Below are 23,706 nucleotides of genomic sequence, written 5' to 3' on the forward strand. Positions count from 1 at the left end.
GGTATATAAAATTCATTTTTGTCAATGGTATCGTTCAAAGCGAAAAAGCGCTTTAAGAGGTTATATTTTAACCTGGTACTATACGCCAATTATTAAAACCGGCATTGCCCGTTTTGCAGCAACAGCAATTAATTTCAACAGGTAATGTGCCTTTAGTATTTTTATAAGTTAAAACCGGACATTAGCATCAATGACTATCAAAAGCCTCTATTGGTTACCCAGGCACGTTTTCATAAAGGTGTTGTATGTTTTTATATTCCTGACCTGTTTTGTTACCGCTGCTTATTCCCAGCCTTACCCCTATAAATTCAGTTATCTTACGGTAGATGAAGGCTTGTCACATACCGATGCCAACTATATTGCGCAGGATAAGCAGGGCTATATATGGGTTGCCACTTTTTTCGGTCTCGACAGGTATGATGGTTACTCGGTAAAAAAGTTTTACAATAGTAATGTACCGCTCAATAATGCACTTAAAAATAGGTTGGGCTATGTTTATCCGGATGATGACGGCAATATTTGGCTTGGTACCGAAGGCGGGCTGCAATGTTTTAATGCCCGGTTGGAAAAATATATCGATTTTAAGGAAACCTCCGCTTCAAAAACTACTTTTCAAAAAATAATTAAACCGGCAGGTAATTTCATTTACGTTTTTACAGGCAGTGAGCTGAAATTGTTCCTGATTAAAGGGAATAGGATTGAAGCCCAAAAGCTGAGCTTACCCGCCGGCCTTCGTATTACTGATATGACAGCCGGAAGTAACGGAATGCTTTATTTATCAAGTAACAAGGGAGTCTGGATGCTTGATAAAAACAGTACACTGAAAAAGTTGATCATTAATGGCTTGTTAACTGAGGACCTTTCGCACGTATTTATTGATAACAGGAATAACCTCGCTGCTTCGGCAGGGAATACTTTATTGCTGATAGATAAAAAAGGAAGTACCCTTACAGCAGGAAGGCAATTTGTTTGTTCCGGTTATTCGGGTGTAAGGGGCATTGCACGAAGCAGCAGCGAGGACTATTGGGTAAATGTGGGTTCGGGGGTATTGCGGCTGGATAGCGCCCTGAATTTTATCCAAACAGTGAACGACAAAAGTTCGCCCCATGGCTTAAATTCAAACTCGCTGAGCAAGATCTTTATAGATCGTACAGATTGCCTTTGGATCTGCACTTTTGGTGGCGGGGTTAACTATTGCGACCTGAATGAAAAAATGTTTTATACGCTTCAGCATAATCCCGAAGCAGCAAATTCAATGGCAGGGAATCATATCCGGTCGGTACTGGCCAATGGCGATGATATATGGATAGGCACCACGGCCAGCGGGTTAAACCGGTATAATTTAAAAACGCAAAAGTTTAGTTATTACAATTCATATAATTCGTCCGTACGAATAAAAAATGATGGTGTAACTGCCCTCACATTTGACAATGATCATAATTTATGGATAGGCACTTCATCAGGTATTGATGTTTTAAAGGCCGATGGAACCATGTGGAAGCCAGCGGGCGCTGAGTTATTCCCCAGTCATGTTATTGACTGCTTTTCAAAAGATTATTATGGCAATATCTGGTTTGGCAATCACCAGGATAAATTGGGCGTGATATGGAAGGATAAGCAAAATCATTATCACGTAAAGTATTATGGCGAAGGTTATTTTATTTTTGCCGATGAAAACAGGCCGCAATTGCTTGTATCCAGCATACATGGTTTAAAACGGTTTATAATTGATAAAGAAGGTAATATTGTCAGGAGCTTCTCTTATAATGCTTCATCAAAACCAAACTCGTTAAGCTCAGATTATACCTATCCCATAGGGAAACAAAATGACAGTACTTATTGGATAGGTACCATTGGCGGTGGCCTCAACAGGCTTATATTAAGGGAAAAAGCAGATTCGTACGCCATCTCCCGGTACGCCGGCGATTATGGCATATTTAATGATGTTGAAAGTTTGGAGGTTGATAATGCCGGTAATATATGGATGGGGGGTAACGGACTGGAATGTTTTAACCCTGCCACCGGTAAACTGATCCGCTATGATAAAAATGATGGCTTACAGGGCAATAGCTTTAAAGTAGGCGCTTCGTATGAAGGGAATGACGGGCGCTTGTACTTCGGGGGGATAAAAGGACTTAATTATTTTTATCCCAACCAGATCAGGGCTAACAGCATTGCCGCCCGGCCTGTTTTTACCGATATCCTGATCAATAACCAGAAGCCGGTTTATGGAGATGCTGATTCGGCAAAAAATGCTATTCCGCAGGCTATTGGTTATTGTAATAATTTAACACTTAATTACCTGCAAAATAATTTCGTGATCTCTTTTTCGTCCATGCATTTTGCCAATCCTTTAAAATGCAGGTACCGTTATAAACTCGACGGTTTTGATAGGGGCTGGAAATATACTGATGGTAAAAGCCCGACAGCGGCCTACAGTAACCTCGATTACAGCAGCTACAAATTTGTGGTTGAGGCTACCAATAATGATGGCATCTGGAGTAAAAACAAAGCCGAAATGACCATTATGCTAACCCCGCCATGGTGGAAATCGGGTCTTGCTAAAATTATTTATGCGATGCTGTTCCTATTGGTATTGGCCAGTATTTACATTTACCAGGCGAGATGGTACCGTCTTAAACGCGAAATGGAAGTGCGCGCGATAAACGAAAATAAACGTGAAGAAATGCACCAGCAGCGCGAAGAGCTTTACCAGCAGCAGCTGATGTTTTTTACCAACGTTTCGCACGAGTTTCGTACGCCGTTAACACTGATCCTCGGCCCTCTTGAAAGTCTCATCGGTCAAAATAAAAACCCCGCGCTTGATTATTCATACCAGCTCATGCACCGTAATGCTAAACGGTTAATGAACCTCATCAGCGAGCTCATGAACTTTAAAAAAGTGGCCGATAGCATTATCAGGCTGCAGGTTCAGCCATTGATGATCAGCCAGTTTTGCAAGGACCTTACCTGGGAGTTCCAGAACCTGGCTATCAGTAAAAGCATTACTTTTGAGGTTAACGTTCATACACAAGATCAAACAGCGGCTGCGCAGGTAGCCCCGTTCGATGTTCAGGTGCTTGAAAAAATTCTTTTTAACCTGTTAAATAATTCATTTAAATATACCAATGCAGGGGGCCAGGTATCTTTCGATGTTTTTTTTGATATGGAACAATTTAAGCCATCTTTTAACAGTGGGTTCGAATTGCTAAATAAAGATCACCGCGCAAAGAAATATATTTATTTCAGGGTTGCCGATACCGGGATAGGGATCTCCAGCGATTCTATTACCCGCATTTTTGACAGGTATTACCGCATCAGTAAAAACCATTTGGGTTCGGGTGTTGGCCTGGCATTGGTTAAAAGCCTTACCCAACTGCATAAGGGCGATATCTACGTTTATAGTGAAAGATACAAAGGGACAGAAATTATTATAGGCATCCCTTGGGGAGAGGAAAATTATGACCAGAGTGAGAAGGCTGCCGGAAATAACGTGGGAGCTCAACTGGAAGTTATTGATAATGCTATCTTGACCCCGTTACCTGATCACGAACCCAGCAACCATCAAGTTCCGCTAAAAAGCCGCAAGCACATATTACTTGTTGAGGATAACCATGAGCTGCGCACGTTTTTAAAACAAGCCTTTGAAAAATATTATGTTGTTTATGAAGCTGAAGATGGCCGGCAGGGTATTGAGATGGCCACCGAAAAAGTACCGGACCTTATTATAAGTGATGTAATGATGCCCGGCATGAATGGCATTGAGCTTTGTAAACTGGTTAAGGAACAGTTTGAAACCAGCCATATTCCGTTTGTTATTCTATCGGCCAAAGATGCATTGGATACTAAAATTGAGGGCATGGAGTCGGGGGCCGATTTTTATTTTGCCAAGCCTTTAAGTATTGACCTGCTGGTGTTAACGGTGAGTAATATATTTGAACAGGCTGAAAAGCTTAAGCAGCGTTATGCCAAAGATTACCTGTCGGAAGCTACAGAACTGGTACATTCTGAAAAGGACAAAGAGTTTTTTCAAAAGCTGATCAATGTGATTGAAGATAACATACAGGACCTTGATCTTGATGTTGACTTTTTGTGTAAGCATTTATACATCAGCCGAACCAAACTGTATCAAAAAATAAAAGGGATCTCCGATCAATCGGTTGGCGAATTTATCCGCACAGTCAGGCTCAAGCGGGCTATCCAGATTATGACCCATGAAGATGTATCGATGAATGAGGTGGCCGATAGGATAGGCCTGCAAAGCAACTCAAATTTTTCGAGGGCATTTAAAAAAGAGTATGGTAAATCGCCCCTGCAGTTTAAGCAATCGTTAAAGAAGGTCTGAATATAACAGCATCCTAATATTAAAAAAATGAACAGAACGTCAACAAAAATGTATAATTTGCTATGTTCCTAAATCAATTTAGCATTAATTTGTGACGCTAATTAAAACCTATCAATGAACAATCCAATTAAAACCCTGATCAGTTTAACATTATTGATTTTTTTTACGGTGAACGCTGCAAACGCGCAAACCAAATCGGTGTACACCAAATACGTGAACACATTTATAGGCACCGCGCCGCTCAACGACCCTAAAATTCTTGGTTATAAGTTGCCCGATGGATGGCGCTCATGGGCCGGGCTTACCTTTCCAGGCAGCTCATTGCCAAATGCCATGGTACAATTAAGCCCGATTACAGCTTTTGGATCCGGCGCGGGTTATCAATATGAAGACTCGGTTATTTACGGCTTTACACACACTAATAAAGGCCACTGGAACCTGTGTAATATCCCTATCCTGCCGGTATCAAACCCACAGGGCAATAAATTCGGTTCCAGGTTTTCGCATAAAAGAGAAAGCTCGGCCCCTGGCTTTTACCAGGTATACCTTGACGATTATAACGTAAACGTGAACCTTACTTCAACCTTAAGGTGCGGCTATCATCAATATCAGTTTAAAAATAACAGCAACAGGCAAATCCTTTTTGATTTGGGTAAGGCAAACAGCAGGGTATCAACCTGGCGTATAGAGCAGGCGGGGCCTAATGCCGTACAAGGATTTCAGGGCGGCGAAAATGTTTATTTCTACGCTACGATAAACACCAAAATCAATAAACTGGAAAAAACAGAAGAAGGTCAGCGCAGTGGGTACGCCATGTTGTATTTGGCTGATGACGGCACAGGTCCCGTTGAATTGAAGATAGGGCTATCATTTGTAAGCGAAAAAAATGCAAAGGAAAACCTGGAGAAAGAGATCGGTAATAAAAGCTTCGATGCTATACGCGGGGAGGCATCTCAAACCTGGGAAAAACTGTTATCAACCATACAGGTAAAAGGCGGTACCGAAAAACAAAAACGCATGTTTTATTCATGCCTGTACCGCTCGTTCCTGTGGCCTGCCCTGCGCAGCGATGTAAACGGTGAATTTACCGATGCCAAAAGAAATGTGGTGAAAACCGGTAACAGGTATTATACAGAACCATCGCTATGGGATACCTACCGCAATAAAGATGTGTTGCTGGGTTTGATCACACCCGATGTTACCCTTGATGTTATCAAATCATTGAAAGATGTTGGCGATAAAACTGGTTTTATCCCTACTTTTTTTCATGGTGATCACGGGGCTTCATCTATTGCCGGGGCTTACCTGCGGGGAATTGATCAATTTGATGTTGAGGGCACCTACAAACTGTTGTTAAGGAATGCCAATGTTGAAGGCGGTCCGCGCCCTTTTATTACCGAGTACATTAAAAAAGGTTATATTTCTGATCCTGATATAGCCAAACCAGAAGTTGAGACCAAAGCCAAGGCCGGTGTTTCAAAAACGCTGGAATATTCGTACGATGATTATTCGGTAGCCCAGATAGCCAAAAAATTAGGCGACACAGCTAATTACCGGATCCTGATGGCGCGTTCAAAAAACTATAAAAACATGTTCGATCCGTCAACCCGGTTTATGCGCGGCAGATTGGAAAACGGTGAGTGGATCAAAAACTTCAACCCGCAACACCCGTACTATGAATACATGTACCGCGAGGCCAACGCCTGGCAGGTATCCTTTTTTGCGCCGCATGACATGCCGGGCCTGATAAAGCTTTATGGCGGACCAAAAGGCTTTGAATCAAAGCTCGACTCGCTATTTACCCTGCCCTGGAACCCTAATTATATTGCCCGTAACGTGGAAACCATGATAGGCCAGTATTGCCAGGGCAACCAACCGGATCATGAAGCACCCTTCGCTTATATTTTCATCAATAAACCAGAAAAATCTCAAAAAATAATCGACTATATTTTAAATAACCTGTATGGCATTGGCGATGAAGGCCTGGAGCTTAGTGGGATGGATGATGCGGGCGAAATGTCGTCATGGTATGTTTTCAGTGCGCTGGGCTTGTATCCGTTTTCGGCAACCGATCCAAAATACATTGTAACCGCGCCGCTTTTCGATGAAGTGAAATGGACAACAAGTAACGGCAAAACGTTAACAATCAGCAAGCCAGGCAAGGGTAGGGCCGTAACATCGATAAAAGTGAACGGAAAAGCTAACGATGGTTATTTTGTATCGCATGATCTGTTTAAAACCGGGGGGAGGATTAATATCGTTACTAAGTAATATGTGTTTTTAACCTGTAGTGAAGGGGGCTGTATCATAATAAGGTACAGCCCCTTGTGTTTTATGGATCAAATGATTAAAAAAAAACAAATAGCTATACGGCATGTTCTGATAACAGATCTCCGTCATATTCTGATCATTGGGTTTTAATTTAATTTTACTGCAGTATAAAACTCACATGATCATTTATCAATACTTTTCGTTTGACGCAGCACAATTTTACCGCATGTACTTATTTGCTAAACAGCTTGTTTTGGGTTAAGGGTCATATTTAAAGGTGACCCTCGTCACTATTTTCACTGGCAAAAACAGGCAGCTTTATGATATCAAATATTAACCACTTAAAACATGAAAACGCTGCTTGTTGCTACCGATTTTTCAGCCAATGCAAAGCATGCTGCTGAATATGGCTATAATCTGGCCAAACAGATAAAAGCTAATATCGTACTGTGTAACGCTGTTATTGTGCCCGCAGAAATGCCTCAATCGGGTGTTTTAGTATGGCCAATGGATGATATTGAACTGTTGTTAACAGGCAGTACCCTTGGGCTTGAAAAGCTGAGATCCCAACTGGAAAAAGCTGCCCGGTCCGATGAATTTAAGCCGGAAATTACGTTCATAAATGAATCGGGTACCGTAACCGATGTGGTGGAAAGTTATGCGGAAAGTAACCCCGTAGACTTTGTAGTGATGGGAAGCCATGGCGAAGGGATGAGCAGTTTTTTATTAAGCAACCAGTGCAAAAACATGATCGAAGCCACTACCAAACCTTTGATGCTCATTTCACCCGAAACTAAGTTTGTCCCCCTTAAAAAGATCGCATTCGCGACAGATTTTGCCCATCCCGAAAATGACCTGGAGAGTTTATTTCATTTAATACCCTTAGCCCAAATATTAGGTGCAGAGATTTTGCTTACCCATATTCATGACGTGGAAGTACCGGACGAATTGAAAAAGACTATTTCAAACTTCATGACCGAGGTCTCTAACAAAGCAAATTACCCGCTTATCTATTATCGCAGTGTAAGAAACGCCCGTGTGGAAACCGGTTTGACCTGGTTATGTGAGCACGGAAGGGTTGATATGCTGGTGATGATACACAGGCCCCACGATTTCATTTACCGGTTACTGAAAAGCAGCCACAGTGAAAAAATGGCCGGCCGGCTGGATATTCCTTTACTTATATTTCCATTTGCCAAATAAACCATTCCTGATCATTTATAAAAACATATATGCTGCCTAAAAAAATGAAGGCCGCGGTGATCCATGCATTTGGACAGCCGCTGCAAATTGAAGAAATGCCGGTGAAAGAACCGGGTGAAAACCAAATATTGGTAAAAGTGATGGCCTGCGGTGTATGCCATACCGATTTGCATGCCTGCCAGGGCGATTGGCCAGCCAAGCCTAAAATGCCGTTGATACCCGGGCATGAGGCTATTGGCTATGTGGCAGCGCTTGGTAAGGACGTTAAAAATGTTAGGGAAGGCGATATTGTAGGCGTGCCCTGGCTGTACAGTGCCTGCGGGGGCTGCGAATTTTGCATAACCGGCTGGGAAACGCTTTGTGATTCGCAGCAAAACGGAGGCTATAGCGTAGATGGCGGTTTTGCAGAATATGTGATTGCCGACCCACGGTATGTAGCCCATTTCCCGGCTACCATAAATTTTACCCAAATGGCAACTATTATCTGTGCAGGTGTCACGGTTTACAAAGGAATAAAAGAAACCGAAGTAAAACCGGGTGAGTGGATCGCTATATCGGGCATAGGCGGCTTAGGGCATCTTGCTGTTCAGTATGCTAAGGCCATGGGGCTGCATGTAGCCGCTATTGATATAGCCGATGATAAGCTACAGCTTGCCCGGAGTTTGGGTGCCGATTTAACGGTGAATGCGCTGAAACAGGACCCGGGAGAGTTTTTGAAAAAAGCAACTGGCGGTATGCATGGCGTATTGGTAACGGCGGTGTCACCTATAGCTTTTAAACAAGGTATATCCGCCTTAAGGAAGAAAGGAACCATTGCTTTAAACGGTTTGCCAAAAGGTAATTTCGATCTGCCCATTTTTGAATCGGTCATTAACCGGTACACTGTTCGCGGTTCTATCGTCGGTACCAGGAAAGATATGCAGGAAGCCATTGAATTTGCACTTGAGGGTAAAGTGAAAGCAACTGTTCATACGGCTGGTCTGGAGGATATCAACGGGATATTTGACAGGATGAAAGCAGGGGATATTGAAGGCAGAATGGTATTGGAAATCGTCAAACCCGGTTAAAGCGTACGAATTGATTGTCCATAATTTAATAAGTTCATAGCCTGGTATTTGGCACAAATTTTTTTGTATGAAAAATCTCTCAAAATTAAGCTGTTGCCTGTGTTTGATGTTTAGCTCATTCGCATTGGCGGCACGGTCTGTTCCATCTCATTTTATTGGTGTGGATACAGGTATGACTACCGTTATTCGGCAACAGCTTAGCAAGCAGCAAAAGAAACAACACTACCCGCTTTCGGTAGCGCGTTTTTACCGCCTGCTGGGATATAAACTGGCCTGGATTGCGCCTGATACAGTTAAAATGCATGCCGGTGACGCTATGATACTATTAGATTGTGTAAATCAATACGGCTTAAACCATACCGCTTATCATCCCGAAAAACTAACTTATACTCAATTAGAATTATTGACCAATTATCATACCCAGGTAAGTAACCTGCAAAAAGTACAATTTGATATGTGGTTAAGTGATGCCCTTATTACCTTTATCAATGACCTGCATTTCGGAAGACTCAATCCGGATTATTCGAGGCAGAAAATTGATGCCGGAGCGGGTGATTTTGATGCGGCTTCCGTACTTAAAGCTGCATTGCTAAGCCAGGATTTTACTAAGGCGATCACTGACGTGCAGCCGCAATCAAAGGCATACCGCGACTTTCGTCATCAGCTTTATTTACAAACCGGCTTATTTGTGGGCGATTGTTATGAGTTTCCGGAAGCAGGTATCCGCCTTATGGCTATAAATATGGAGCGCCTGCGCTGGTACAACATCCGCAGAAAAAACCAGGTTGAACTTAATATCCCATCACTCACTTTAACAATACACGGGCCGGATAGCAATTATTATCTAAGGATAAAAGCGGATCAGGCTTCTTTAGCAGCTCTTGTCAAGGGGGCTCATAATCGTTCTGTTCTGAATGTAAGTGTAAGGGGAGATAAAATCGTCTTTCTTCTATCTTCGGCTCCCAATAAAAATAAACAAGAATTACCGGTTAAGTTTTTAGGTAGCAATGATAACCGGACTTCACGCGCCGGTAATATAATTATATGGGGGAGCAGTAAATTAATAGCAAAATTATTTGCCGGGCAAACGAACAAACAAAAATTAATTCGGCAGAGGTTGAATATAACTTACCTTACCTGCTCGCTTAAGGATGACGAACTTATCAGGTATAACGATTTGTTTAAAATAGATAAAGGTTTGGAGAGTGCGTTATACTGAAGAACGCCAACAGGAGCCACAGGCTGCACTATTGCTTAAAAGATGATGACGCCATAAATGCTGAAGAGTTATATTTGCGGCAATGGAAATTTCAAAACTTGAGCAACTAACTAACCTGAGTAAAGGATATAAAGCTTTTCTGTACGATTGCGATGGCACCCTGGCAGATAATATGGGTGCACATAAAGAAACCTATATAAAAGTAGCTGCAAATAAAGGTCACGTAATTGAAGGTGATATTATAGACGAGCTGGCCGGATGGCCGGTGATCAATGTAATTGAAGAGATCAATAAAAAATACGGGACAGATTTTGACCCGCTGGAGTTTAAGGAACAGAAGTATAAATTATTCCTTGACGAATATATTGTGCATACATTGCCGATAGCCCATGTGGTTGATCATCTGCGGGCGCATGTTGGAAAAGTGAAGATCGGCGTGGTATCCGGCAGTGGCAGGGTTGCTGTAGAAAGAACCCTCCAGGTGCTGGGGATTGCGGATCTTGTTGAAGTAATGGTTTGCGCAGGCGAAACCGAGCGGGGCAAACCTTTTCCCGATCCTTTTTTAAAAGCCGCGGAATTATTGGGGGTTGCGCCCGGTGACTGCCTTGTATTTGAAGACGGAGAAGCAGGGACAATAGCTGCCACAGCCGCCGGCATGGCCTGGGTGCGCATCGATCAGTTATAATTTATCGGATTATTCCGGCTTTTCTTTGTTTTTGAAATGAGCACGGGCTTGTTTTAAGCCGGTAGCAATGGCTTCACCTTCGTTACCGGTCGTTTTTAACACCTCATTAGCTATCTCGGTTGCTTTGTCCCTTATTTTCTTGGGTTGATTTTTATATGATGGCGGGTAAGTGCCGTTATACCAAGGCATAATTCCTCCTTTTTTATCCTAACAATTGGCAGTCTCTTTTGTTAAGCAGTTATGAAAAATCCATTTAAAAAAGAAGATAACACAGGGTTAATTGTTGCTGTAGCGGCAGGCGCGGCATTGGCCGGCGTATTGGCTTACCTGTTTTTAACCGAAAGCGGCGGTGAAGTAATAAAGTCAGTGAAGCACAAGCTAAAAGATGAAGCTAAGGATCTGGCCTCCGGCATTGTTAGCGACAAAACCGGCGTAAAGAAAAAGACTGTAAAGAAAGTAGCCGACCATATAGTTTAGAATGCCGTCGAAATCGTAATCAAAAGTTTCTTATTTGGTCACACGACGAGTTCGGTGGATGAAGTAAAAAATATATTTTAGCGATGGTGAGCGGGGGCTGTGTTAGATTACAGTGAAAAGCCCGGAGCGTGCGCCGGGTTTGTACGCGGGCAAAGCGAGGACTTGTAACGGAAAGCCCGGGCCGCAGGCAACGCCCATATTTATAAATTGATCTAAGAATTTACTTGATAATCAATTCCTTACAGTTGTATTTATTAAGGACGAAGACAACCGACTTAAAGGAGCTCATCAATAGCCACAAAATCAATTTAAAGATATTAATAATAGCAAACTACACAGGGTGGCTCTGTGAGTAATGGATTGCTTCGTCGTTCCTTACAGCAATGACGACGTTCTTATTCGCTTCAACCAGCTTCTTTAGCAAGAAAAATTTACAGATTTATTTGCTTTAATCGTTTAAAGCGTTAGATTTGTTTACATATTCCAATTTAACCACGGTCTGTAACCTTTCATCGCTTGAAAAAAGTTGTCCTAAAAGATATTGCGCAACACGTTGGTGTATCCACCGCGCTGGTTTCGTATGTGCTTAACGGACAGGCCGAGGAAAAGCAGGTAAGCAAGGAAAACGCAGAAAAGATCAAGCTGGCGGCTATTGAGTTAAATTACCAGCCAAACCAGGTAGCCAAAAGTCTTAGGATGCGAAAGACCCACACTATTGGCCTGGTGGTGGCTGATATCAATTATCGTTTCAGTACCGGGATTACCCGGGCTATCGAGGCAGAGGCCAAGCGACTTAACTTCACCGTGATTTTCGGCAGTACCAATGAAAGCCCGGATAAATTTACCGAACTGACCAATGTATTGGTAAACCGGCAGGTAGATGGCCTGATCCTGGTCCCAGGCGAAAACTCGCAGGAGCAGATCCTACAATTGCAAAATTCAGGCGTTCCGTTTGTACTAATTGACCGTTATTTTCCGGAAATAGATACTAACTACGTTGCTTTAGATAATTATAAGGCTGCGTATGACGCGATAACTTACCTGGTTAAATCTGGTCATAAACAGATCAGCTTTATCAACCTTAAAACAAGCATGTTCCATTTGCAGGAGCGTGACCGGGGATATTTGGATGCTTTGAAAGATCATCACATCGAGAGCAGGCCCGAATGGCTGATCCATGTAAAGGGCAATGATTTGCCGAAAGAAATAGAGTCGGCTCTTAAACCTTTGCTTAGTTCAAATAATAAACCTGATGCCATTTTTTTGGCTACAGATCGCTTAACAATTGAAGCTTTAAAGCGATTAAACGCACTTGGGATCAAGGTGCCGGGTGATATATCGGTACTAAGTTTTGACGAGTCGGATGCTTTCGACCTGTTTTATTGCCCGGTTACGCACGGGCGCCAACCTTTGGAAGAAATGGGGGAGGCTGCAGTGAAGACACTGGTAAACCTGATCAATAACCAAAAGATAAAAAAGAAGCTGACGTTCCAGGCCGGGTTTGTCCCGGGAAAATCATGCCGGGAAAACTGAAGATTTTTTTTGACCGTTCACTTTAATCGATTAAAGCGAATTTGAACCAAAAATAAAACTGAGAAACTAAAAAGTGAAGCATATGAACAATTTTTGGCTCGTTACTTTAATCGATTAAAGTAAACCTTAAACCTGATAAATTTTATTTAAAAACTAACCAATTAACACATGAGCAATTTTACAATCTATCACTTTAATCGATTAAAGTGCATTCCACCTTAATCTAATCCCTATTGAATTGATTATCAAACCAACATTAAAACCAAATGAATTATGAAAAAAATTTTAACGATCATACTCATACTCATGCTCTGTTACGCGGCGCTGTATGGCCAGCAAAAAGTCGTAACAGGAACAGTAACCGAAAAAGAGCGGGGGGCACCCCTTGCCGGTGTTACTGTAAAATCAACTATCGCAAGTACAGTAACTGATGTTAATGGGAAATTCAGTCTTACTGCCAATGTAAACAGTAATATCATCTTCTCTTATGTAGGGATGCAGGCATTTAATTATACAGTTAAAGCTGGTAATGAACCTGTACTCATAGCTTTAGAATACCAATCCGGTAATCTTGATGAAGTGGTGGTAACCGGCTATCAAAGCCAGAAAAAGGCCGATTTAACGGGGGCCGTATCTGTTGTGAAAATGACCGATATTAAAGATATCCCGCAGGGTAATGCTACCAAAGCTTTACAAGGCCGGGTGCCGGGCGTTTATATAACAACAAATGGTTCACCTGAGGGAGGTGCCACTGTCCGGATCCGTGGTATCGGTACGTTGAACAATAACGATCCGCTATATGTAATCGACGGCGTACCAACCACCCGGGGATTAGAGGAGATCAACCAGGCAGATATTGAATCGTTGCAGGTATTGAAAGATGCATCATCGGCAACCATTTATGGTTCAAGGGCGGCAAACGGCGTTATAATCGTCACCACCAAACGCGGTAAAAAAGGTATCAGTCGTATTGATGTAAACGCGTCCTCTTCGCTCCAGTATTATAATTCAAAGCTTAAAGTGCTGAACACGCAACAGCATGGTGAAGCTTACTTTAAAGCATCGGTTAATGATGGTACGGATCCTAATAACAACCAGATCTACCAGTTTGACTGGAACAAGGATTTTAATAATCCTGTACTGAATAAAATTATCCTGCCCGAGTTTATTGATGGTGCCAAAACTATGAAACCTGCCGATACCAGGTGGTTTGATGAGATCGGTCAAACTTCATTACTACAGAACTATAATGTTTCGGTAAGTAATGGCGGTGAAAAAGGTAACAGCTTTCTTTCTGTTGGTTATTACGATAACAAAGGCATTGTTAAAGAAACCCATACCCGCAAAGCGACAATCAGGTTAAACACTGACTATAACTTTTTCAACGGCCGCTTAAAAATCGGCGAAAACCTCAACGTTTCCTTTATTAATGACAGGCTTATCGATGTAAACAGCGTTCTATTTACAGCCTTGGTTCAAAATCCTATTGTTCCTGTTTATACAGTTACCGGTGGATGGGGCGGCCCGGCTGCGGGTATGACCGACCGTCAAAACCCTGTGCGTTTGATCATGGATAACAAGCAAAATCAAAGTTATTTTGGTCGTATTACCGGTAATGTGTTTGCCGATCTGGCGATCATTCCAGGTTTGCACTTAAAAACTACCTACGGGGTTGACTATGATGGTCTTTATGAACGCACATTGCGCAAGTCATATGTATCGGGCTTTTTGGTCGATCCATCCAATCTGGCGGCTAATTCGCAAAATTTTGACGGCAACCTCATCTGGCAAAATACATTAACGTATGATCTTACCTTAAAAAAACACCAGATCAATGTGCTGGCCGGCCAGGAATCGATCCACTACATGAACCAGAATTTTTTTGGAAGCAGGCAAGGCTACGCTTTGGAGGATATCAATTACGCCTATCTTGATGCCGGTTCGTCAAATATCCTGAACGGCGGCAATGGCGGTGCTTATTCCCTGTTGTCTTTCTTCGGAAAAGTGAACTATACTTTTGATAACAAATACCTGGCATCCTTTACCATCAGGCGTGACGGCTCTTCACGCTTTGGCGCCAATAACCGTTATGGTACTTTCCCTTCAGCAACCGTTGCCTGGAGGCTGAGCCAGGAGGATTTCGTTAAGCAAATCCCGGCCATCTCCGATCTGAAACTGCGTTATGGCTACGGGCGTACCGGTAACCAAACTATAGGCAATTATGCTACCAACTCGTTATATGCAGCCATTTATGGTACCGATCCTACGTTTAATGCCGACAGGGGCACTGCTTATGATATAACCGGCGCTGGTACAGGCACCTTGCCGTCGGGCTTTGTGAAGATCCAGGAAGGTAATAACTCGCTGAAATGGGAGGGGACCAGGGAGTCGAACTTTGGTATTGATTTTGGATTATTTAACCAGAAGCTTTCCGGCTCAGTTGATTATTTCATCAAGAAAACTTCTGACATCCTCATCACTCCGGGTTATTTGGCTGTTATAGGCGAAGGCGGTACAACAACCTTTAACGGTGCATCAATGCAAAACAAGGGCATCGAGGCCTTGCTTACCTACGATGGGCAAATCAATAAAGAGCTGAATTTTACGGTGAGCGGTAACATCGCCACCTTCAGGAATAAGGTTACTTATATCCCTTCCGAAGTGATCACTGCTTATCCGGGCAATGGTACCACGCAAACCATTATCGGCCATTCTATCAATTCAATATATGGTTACGTTGCCGATGGTTTGTTTACCTCGCAGGACCAGGTAACTAATTCGGCGGCTCAACCCGGCAAGGGCATTGGCAGGATCAGGTATAAAGACCTGAACGGTGATGGTGTAATAAATAACAAGGATATGGATTATATCTCCAACGGTAACCCCAATTTTACCTATGGCCTGAATGTAAACCTATCCTACAAAAACTTTGATCTGGCATTGTTCTTCCAGGGGGTGCAGGGTATAAAGGTTTACAACTCTTATAAAAACTACACAGACTTTACTTCAATTTGGCCGGGTACCAACTGGGGGACAAGGACACTGAATGCATGGTCGCCAACTAACACCGGCTCAACGATACCTGCATTGACTTTGGTCGACAGGAATAATGAAGCCCGGACATCAACTTATTACCTGGAGAATGGCTCTTATATGAAGCTTCGGAATGCGCAAATAGGTTATAACCTGAAAGATGCCTTGCGGAAAATAAAAGTTCAGCGGGCAAGGATCTATGTGCAGGCTAATAACCTGTTCACGGTAAAAAGTAAATCATTTACTGCTACCGATCCGGAAAATCCGTCGGGCGCTTATCCAATCCCAACGATAACATCCATTGGCCTCGACCTGTCATTTTAACCCTAAAATTTTAATGAGATGAAAAAATATTTATTACTGATAATTTGCCTGATAGGAACGCTGGGTTCCTGTAAAAAGGCACTTGATGAGCAGCCGCAGGGCGTTATAGCCAGCAGTCAGCTCAATACACCCGAGAATATTGAAAAAATGGTGATCGCAGCTTATGCCGCCCTGGGCAATGAAAACCTGCATACCTCCAACAGCCTGTGGCCCTGGGGCAGTATGCGAAGCGGCGACGCCTACAAAGGAGGTGATGGTGTTGGAGATAACAGCGAATGGAACGATTATGAAACATTTGTAACCAATCAAAATACCAATGGCCTTACCGACCAAATGTGGGCGCAGATCTATAATAATATCGCCCGTGCTAATAATGCACTGCTGCGTCTGGACAATATCGCAGCATCTGATTTTCCGCTTAAAACAAGCAGGCAGGGCGAGATGCGGTTTTTGAGGGGCAATCATTATTTTATGGCGAAAATATTATGGAACCGGGTGCCGTATATTGACGAGAACGTACCCACTTCCGAATATATCAAGATCTCAAACACTGCCATGACCAGCGACCAGTTATGGGACAAGATAGCCGCAGATTTCAGATATGCCGCCAATGTTTTGCCCGCTAAACAGGCGGATGCAGGCAGACCTAATAAGTATACTGCATTAGCTTTTCTGGCCAAAACCCTGCTTTACCAGGCCTATAAACAGGATGATAATCATAACATGACAGGTATTGACCAGGCCAAACTAAACCAGGTTGTTGGCCTTTGCGACAGCGTGATCAACTTTAGTGGTTATGCCTTAGCCCCCGATTTTGGAGATAACTTTTTGGAAGCTACCGAGAACGGCCCCGAATCGGTATTTGCCATTCAGTATTCTAAAAATGATGGTACGCAGTTTGGCCGCATTGATATGGGCCATTCGCTTACCTACCCTATGAACCCTGAATATGGTTGTTGCTGGCAGCATATCCCCAGCCAGGACCTGGTAAACAACTTTAAAACCGATGCCAATGGCCTGCCCATGTTTACAGGCTATAACAATACAGATGCCACCAAAGTAGCCGATTTTTTAAACCAAACCTTCGACCCAAGGCTTGACCATACTGTCGGTATCCCTGGTCACCCGTTTAAATATGTACCCACTTTTGTTTATCAAACTTCATGGGCACGCGCACCTGCTATTTATGGTTATTTTACCAGTATGAAAGATGACGCCGCCGCCAACGATCCATCATTTCAAAAGATCCCGCCTTTTATGTCGAGCTCAAAAAACTGGGAGCTGATCCGTTTTGCTGATGTACTGCTTTGGAAAGCTGAAGCCCTTATTGAACTGAACAGGCCGAATGAAGCTTTGCCGCTCATCAATATGATAAGGCAGCGTGCCGGCAACAGTACGGCAAGGTTAAAACAGGCCGACGGCAGTTTTACATCCAATTACAAGGTAAGCTTATACCAGCCTGGTGTAAACTGTGTTTGGACGCAGGATTATGCACGCCAGGCTTTACGCCGCGAGCGCAGGCTGGAGTTTGCCATGGAGGGTAACCGTTTCTTTGACCTGGTTAGGTGGGGGATTGCCGATACTTACCTCAATAGTTATTTTACCAGTGAGTCAACTAAACGTACTTACCTGAAAACTGCTAAATTTACGAAAGGACGAGACGAGTATCTGCCGATCCCGCTCAACCAGATCAATTATAGCAAGGGCTTGTACAAACAAAACCCGGGATTCTAAAAACAAACAAAATGAAGTTAAAACCTAATGTGCTGCTCATCGCAGTTATTGCAGCTACCGGTGGCCTTTTATTCGGCTTTGATACCGGCGTTATTTCCGGGGCTTTGCCTTTTCTTAAACAATACTGGCAGCTTAGCGATGCCAGTATTGAATGGATCACTACCACAGTGCTTATCGGTGCCGTTGCGGGTGCTTTAACCAGCGGGAAACTATCTGATATTATTGGCCGCAAAAAAATGATCATTATTAACGCGGTTATTTTCACCGTTGGGGCGCTGGGGTGTGCTTACGCAGGTAGCATAACAATGCTGATGATCATGCGCGTTATTATTGGTTTTGCCATTGGTATCACCTCATACGTGGTACCGATGTATATTTCAGAGATTTCGCCGGCGAGGGTAAGGGGAGCACTGGTAACCCTCAATCAGCTGATGATCACTTTGGGCATCCTGCTTTCATATATTACCGATTACTGGCTATCCAATGATACCAACAACGAAAGCTGGCGCTGGATGTTCCTGGTTGGTTTTGTACCGGCAGCTGTGCTGCTTTTGGGCATGTTCTTTTTGCCCGAAACACCACGTTGGCTCATCAGTAAAAACCGTTGGGAGGAAGGAAAGAAAATAATCCTGAAACTGGAAGATCCCGATATGGTTGAAAGCACCCTGGTAGGCCTTCAGGAAGAGATCGCTATATCTGCAAAACATAAGGTTTCATCTGCAGAGATTCTGAAACCATGGCTGCGTGCACCGCTGATCATTACTATAGGGATCTTCTTTTTTCAGCAATTTTCCGGGGTTAATACCATCATCTATTATTCGCCAATCATTTTCAAAATAGCGGGGATTGTCAGCAATACGGCCAGTATTATTCCGGCTATCATTATTGGTGGAGTTAATGTGTTGGCTTGCTTGCTCTCGGTATTCCTGCTGGATAAAGTAGGGCGGCGAAAACTGTACTTCATAGGTATTTGGGGCATGATCCCTTCGCTGGCTTTGCTGGGAGCTTGTTTTCACTTCAAAGAAGCACTCGGTTCCAGCCTGCCGGTTTTTGCAGTGTTAAGCATTGTATGCTATATCATTTTTATAGCTATTAGTTTAGCCCCGTTGGGCTGGCTGCTTATTTCGGAAGTGTTCCCGCTCAGTGTTCGTGGTGTTGGTATGAGCATTGGCTCGCTGGCACACTGGGGGTTTAACGCTGTTATTGCCTTTACATTTCTTAAACTGGTTAATAACCTTGGTATCGACTATACTTTCTGGAGCTACGCCATTATTTGCATTATCGGTGCTATATGGGGGTATTATTACATCCCGGAAACCAAGGGGAAATCGCTGGAAGCTATTGAAACACACTGGCGCAACGGCGATGCGCCGAAAGACATTTGATCCATTTACATATTACTTATTTAACACTATATGAAAAAAATAACACTTGCCTGCTTACTATCTGTCATGGCATTTATGGCTAAAGCTCAATTGGGCGTTAAGTACGACCCAACTGTCCAGTCGACAAAGAGCATGCAATACTTCAAGCCCAAAGGAAACCTTTTTGTGGGCGATTGTATTCCGTTTTCGAAAGATGGAACCTATTATTATTACTGGCTGCTGGATTCGGCACATCATAAAAGCCTGAACGGATTGGGTGGGCACCAATGGGCGCTAAGTAAATCTACCGATCTGAAACATTGGGAGCAGTTTCCTTTGGTACTTAAAATTGATGAACCCTGGGAGAAATCCATCTGTACCGGATCTGTTGTATACCATAAAGGGAAATACTACGCGTTTTATGCTACCCGCTTACTTAATGATGGTAAAGTGAATGAGCAATTGAGCTATGCTATCAGCAACGATGGGGTGAACTTTGAAAAGCAAAAACCAAACCCTTTCTATACTTCGGCTCCGGGTTATAGCAAACGTGATTTCAGGGACCCTAAAGTTTTTGTAGATGAAAAAACAGGAGAGTTCCATTTGTTTGTATCCAGCTGGCAGGAAAATCCGGTGATGAAAAACAATGGAGGTGCACTGGTGCACCTGTCGTCAAAGGACCTGAAAACCTGGACAGTGCATGACCCGATTTTGACCGGGCAGCCATCTACACCCGAGTGCCCTGATTATTTCTTTTGGAAGGGATGGTATTATCTTGTTTACAGCGATAACAGTAACACATCTTACGTAAAATCCCGAAACGCTTACGGCCCATGGGAGGCCCCGCGTTACCAGGCCCTGAATGAAGATTGGTCGAACGTGGTTAAAACGGCCGAGTTTAAAAACGGAAGGAGGATTGCGGCAGCCTGGGTGCCAAACCGGTTTGAAAGTAAAGATGACAACCATGAAATTTTTGGCGGTAACTCATTATTCAGGGAAGTTTTTCAGGAAGCAGATGGTACCTTGGATACAGCTTTCCCGCAGGAGATGATCCCGGAAACTGGTGATGCGTTAAATACAAAGATCTCTACCGATCTGCAGTCTTCTCCAATTGGCAATAATGGTGTTGCCATTAATTCACCGGGAGGTGTGGGTTCGGCACATATCGAAAATATACCGCTTAATTGCCGCATTACTTTAGAGATTGAGCCGACTGCTGCCAATGAAGAATTTGGCATTTATCTGCGTTCGGGTGAGGGAGCTGCTGGCGGCTATAGGCTAAATTTTTCTGCAAGTAGTAAAACAGTGAGGTTAGGCAACACCACAATAGAGGGTGTTGATGGTTTGGATAAACCTTTTAAAGTAGATATCGTAATGAAAGACGGGATCATTGATGTAGATGTTAACCACAAACGCACCATTGTTAACCGTACTTATGAGCAAAACGGAAGTTTTGCCTGGTTTTATGCTAAACATGGCAAAGTGAATTTTAAATCGATCACGGTAAGCCCACTTAAAGAAAATTAATAAATATATGCTGTTAGGATTTGACATTGGAGGCACAAAATGCGCGGTAATATTAGGTAAGGTTGCTGCCGATGGAGATATCGCTATTGTGGACAAACAAGCTATGCCCACAAACAAGCCGGTTTACGAAATGATTGAACTGCTGTTTACCTCGGCAGAAGAGCTGCTATCGCAGCATAATGTACAGAAGCAACAACTGGATGGAATTGGAATCAGCTGCGGAGGGCCATTGAGCAGTAAAAAGGGACTCATCCTGTCCCCGCCTAATTTAATAGGCTGGGATGAGGTGCCTATTGTAAAAATGGCCGAAGAAAGGTTTAAAATAAAAACCTTACTGCAAAATGATGCTAATGCCTGTGCGGTAGCCGAGTGGAAATATGGCGCCGGTAAAGGCGTTGATAACCTCATCTTTTTAACCTTCGGGACCGGTATGGGAGCAGGGCTCATTCTTGACGGTCGCCTGTATTCGGGGCCGGGTGATCTGGCCGGTGAGGTTGGGCATATGCGGCTTGCAGATATGGGACCGGTTGGTTTCGGCAAAGCCGGTTCATTTGAAGGATATTGCAGCGGCGGCGGCATTGCCCAGTTAGGACAGATCAAAGCCCTGGAAAAATTACAGGTAGGCGAGCAGGTGGGTTTTTGTAGAAGCATAGACGAGCTACCGGCCATTACAGCCAAATCCATTGCGGATGCCGCCTTCAGTGGCGATCCCGTTGCTATTGAAGTATACAAAACCTGCGCCGAATACCTTGGCCGGGGGCTTGCCCTGCTAATAGATATCCTTAACCCGGAAATGATCATTCTTGGCAGCATATATGGACGGGCCCGCCAGCTCCTTGAGCCGGCGATGCTTGAGGTGATCAAAAGGGAAGCTTATAAAGAATCGGTGAGCACTTGCAGGATTGTACCTGCAGGCCTCTCCGAAAATATTGGAGATATTGCCGCGCTGTCATTAGCGCTGATCAGTAAAGCTTAATAACCTGTCACAATTCGCCTCGTTCTTTATATTATATATTAATTGGTTAATGTATTAATGAATTCAGCGAAACCCGCCGGGCGACGGCAGCTGAGTTCATATAAATGTTAAGCCACCTGGGGGATTTTAAGGAATCAATAAATGATCTAAAGCCTCTTCAAACGTGCTTAATTCTTTAATCCAATCCATATTAAAGTTTAACACAGCTACAGGCTTATGAAATAGCTGTTTGTAGTAACTGATGCCTTCCTGTAGCTGGGCTTTAAACTTATCTAATTGTTTCTTTTTCTTATCTGTAAGGTTTACTAAATGCGATTTGATGTCGGTTTGCAAATATTCGATGTAAAGATCAAGCTCTTTAATGAACATATGCGGCCGCTTTACTTTCTCCAGCAGGTTCAGCTTACCATAAATATGCTTTACCATTTCGTCAAGCGTATACAACCTGTTGAAATAGGCCAGGTTGGGGCCGGGACATACGGCTACGGCAGGTGTTTCCTTAGATTTCAGGATCTCGTATTTGATATAGGCCGATGTACATAAACCCTCGCAAAGGCAAATTTTCTCGGTTACTGTATCAATCTGCTGTTGCAACTCATCCTGTGGCAGGTTAAGCGATTGGAGTTGTTTGATCTTTAAGTTTTGATATTCCCTTGATGCAGTGCAGATGGGCTGGTCGGTAAATTCAGTATTGGTAACTAAATATTTTTTGGTGCAGGGACTACCGGGCCGGTTCATTTGCAGTCGTTTTAATCGCAGCTGTTCCATACTGTTGGGCCTGAAATTATTGAACAAAATCCCTAATGGCGAAGCCGCGCTTACATAAAAATCTTCGGTAGAAGAACCTGCAAGCTGCGTTAGAGTTTGCTCATCAACGTTGGTAGTTTCCGGAACTAACAAGAACGGGCTTCCCCAGCCGGTGGCATCAAGCTGGTAGTGTTCCATCAAAAAGTTATTTTCTTCGGCTGTGCCGATGCCGCCTTGTACAGTTAAACGTTGTTGGGGCACAACTGTATAGGCAATGTTTTTAGTTGTTAAGGCAGTTGTATATAATTGAAAAAGCTCGGCGGTCATTTCAGCCCGTTTCTCCTTAAACTCTTCCAGTATTGGCCCGAGCAAAAAGCCTTCGGTGGCAAAAGCATGTCCTCCGCAGTTTAATCCCGATTCAACCCTGAATTCTGACACCCACAATCCTTTTTTTGCCAGAAACTTGGCTTGTATAAATGCCGAACGAAAATCGCTTACCTTAAGAATGATCTGCTTGCTGAAATGACCTTCATCATCAGGTAAAAATTCATTGAAAGTTTCCAGGTAGCTATATAGCCTCGGGTTCATCCCGGCTGATAGTATAATTGATGAATGCAACGAACTGTTAACAAAGCCACGCAGTGCTGTGAGCGCGTCGGTATTTTCATCACCAAGATAGTTCCCATCGGCATCAAAATTCATCTTGTCTACCTTCGACATAATGTTTACGTCGATAGCGCCGATGCACATCTTTTTACGCAGAATATTTTGAAAGATCTGCTTGCGGTCGCCATCAGGATACTCCAGCATCAACTCATAACCTTGTTTAAGCTGTGATGAATCGGGCAAAAGTTCAAAGTACCGGGTAATGTCGGTACCTGGTTCAAATGCTTCATTTTTTAGTTGATCGAATTGCCGGCTTACCAACTCATTAACCAGGTTAAGGTATGCAGTGATCCGTTTGGCACGGGCATCGGGAGTTGATTTAGGTATCGGCGTGAATGGTTCATTGTTGCTTAATGTATGATACTCCCGCATCCTTTCAATCAGTTCATCATCTACTATCGAAATAACCGACGAGATGCCGTAACGTGCAACTTTTAATGGGGTATCAACAGAATATCCTAATCCTAATACCGGGATATGAAATGTATGGCTCATGCAGATTTTTTGTTTTGTTGGAACCTGTGTTCCGGTTCCC

The 23,706-nt window shown here is 43.3% G+C and carries 15 protein-coding genes; 13 read left to right on the forward strand and 2 right to left on the reverse strand.

The annotated features are described in order from the left end of the window. Positions 1-190: 190 nt before the first annotated feature. The 6 genes from AC1DUD_RS17160 to AC1DUD_RS17185 all read left to right on the forward strand — a co-directional run bounded on the left by AC1DUD_RS17160 (position 191) and on the right by AC1DUD_RS17185 (position 10,790). Positions 191-4,345 carry a hybrid sensor histidine kinase/response regulator transcription factor gene (locus tag AC1DUD_RS17160; protein ID WP_477376497.1) on the forward strand — a complete coding sequence of 1,385 codons (4,155 nt, stop codon included), beginning with the start codon at positions 191-193 and terminating at the stop codon, positions 4,343-4,345. A gap of 114 nt (positions 4,346-4,459) precedes the next feature. Then, positions 4,460-6,616, forward strand: coding sequence for a GH92 family glycosyl hydrolase (locus AC1DUD_RS17165; protein WP_477376499.1), 2,157 nt, complete (start codon positions 4,460-4,462; stop codon positions 6,614-6,616). A gap of 348 nt (positions 6,617-6,964) precedes the next feature. Next, on the forward strand, positions 6,965-7,819 hold the full coding sequence (locus tag AC1DUD_RS17170) for a universal stress protein (RefSeq protein WP_477376501.1): 855 nt from the start codon (positions 6,965-6,967) through the stop codon (positions 7,817-7,819). Positions 7,820-7,848: 29 nt separating this feature from the next. Beyond that, positions 7,849-8,886 carry an alcohol dehydrogenase AdhP gene (adhP, locus tag AC1DUD_RS17175; protein ID WP_477376503.1) on the forward strand — a complete coding sequence of 346 codons (1,038 nt, stop codon included), beginning with the start codon at positions 7,849-7,851 and terminating at the stop codon, positions 8,884-8,886. A gap of 67 nt (positions 8,887-8,953) precedes the next feature. Next, entirely contained in the window at positions 8,954-10,105 is a 1,152-nt protein-coding gene (locus AC1DUD_RS17180) for a L,D-transpeptidase scaffold domain-containing protein (protein ID WP_477376505.1), read from the forward strand. Positions 10,106-10,187: 82 nt separating this feature from the next. Beyond that, on the forward strand, positions 10,188-10,790 hold the full coding sequence (locus AC1DUD_RS17185; RefSeq protein WP_477376507.1) for an HAD family hydrolase: 603 nt from the start codon (positions 10,188-10,190) through the stop codon (positions 10,788-10,790). A gap of 9 nt (positions 10,791-10,799) precedes the next feature. On the opposite strand, the gene AC1DUD_RS17190 is transcribed toward AC1DUD_RS17185, so the two are convergent. Continuing rightward, on the reverse strand, positions 10,800-10,979 hold the full coding sequence (locus AC1DUD_RS17190; protein ID WP_477376509.1) for a DUF2188 domain-containing protein: 180 nt from the start codon (positions 10,977-10,979) through the stop codon (positions 10,800-10,802). A 51-nt stretch (positions 10,980-11,030) separates the two neighbouring features. On the opposite strand from AC1DUD_RS17190, the gene AC1DUD_RS17195 reads away from it, so the two are divergent. From AC1DUD_RS17195 to AC1DUD_RS17225, 7 genes are all read left to right on the forward strand, one after another. Then, positions 11,031-11,267, forward strand: coding sequence for a hypothetical protein (locus AC1DUD_RS17195; RefSeq protein ID WP_477376511.1), 237 nt, complete (start codon positions 11,031-11,033; stop codon positions 11,265-11,267). 516 nt (positions 11,268-11,783) lie between these two features. Beyond that, the gene (locus AC1DUD_RS17200; protein WP_477376513.1) at positions 11,784-12,800 is read left to right on the forward strand and encodes a LacI family DNA-binding transcriptional regulator; all 1,017 of its coding nucleotides are present in this window, start codon (positions 11,784-11,786) and stop codon (positions 12,798-12,800) included. Between the two features lie 273 nt (positions 12,801-13,073). Further along, the gene (locus AC1DUD_RS17205) at positions 13,074-16,157 is read left to right on the forward strand and encodes a SusC/RagA family TonB-linked outer membrane protein (protein WP_477376515.1); all 3,084 of its coding nucleotides are present in this window, start codon (positions 13,074-13,076) and stop codon (positions 16,155-16,157) included. Between the two features lie 18 nt (positions 16,158-16,175). Beyond that, on the forward strand, positions 16,176-17,891 hold the full coding sequence (locus tag AC1DUD_RS17210) for a RagB/SusD family nutrient uptake outer membrane protein (RefSeq protein ID WP_477376517.1): 1,716 nt from the start codon (positions 16,176-16,178) through the stop codon (positions 17,889-17,891). Positions 17,892-17,902: 11 nt separating this feature from the next. Beyond that, the gene (locus AC1DUD_RS17215; protein ID WP_477376519.1) at positions 17,903-19,276 is read left to right on the forward strand and encodes a sugar porter family MFS transporter; all 1,374 of its coding nucleotides are present in this window, start codon (positions 17,903-17,905) and stop codon (positions 19,274-19,276) included. A 30-nt stretch (positions 19,277-19,306) separates the two neighbouring features. Next, positions 19,307-20,782, forward strand: a complete 1,476-nt coding sequence (locus AC1DUD_RS17220) for a hypothetical protein (protein ID WP_477376521.1) — start codon at positions 19,307-19,309, stop codon at positions 20,780-20,782. Positions 20,783-20,789: 7 nt separating this feature from the next. After that, positions 20,790-21,758, forward strand: coding sequence for an ROK family protein (locus tag AC1DUD_RS17225; RefSeq protein WP_477376523.1), 969 nt, complete (start codon positions 20,790-20,792; stop codon positions 21,756-21,758). A gap of 126 nt (positions 21,759-21,884) precedes the next feature. Here the strand turns inward: AC1DUD_RS17225 and AC1DUD_RS17230 are convergent, their stop codons facing one another. Continuing rightward, the gene (locus tag AC1DUD_RS17230) at positions 21,885-23,666 is read right to left on the reverse strand and encodes a hypothetical protein (protein ID WP_477376525.1); all 1,782 of its coding nucleotides are present in this window, start codon (positions 23,664-23,666) and stop codon (positions 21,885-21,887) included. Between the last annotated feature and the right edge of the window lie 40 nt (positions 23,667-23,706).

The sequence above is a fragment of the Mucilaginibacter sp. P4_A11 genome (genome assembly GCF_056402535.1).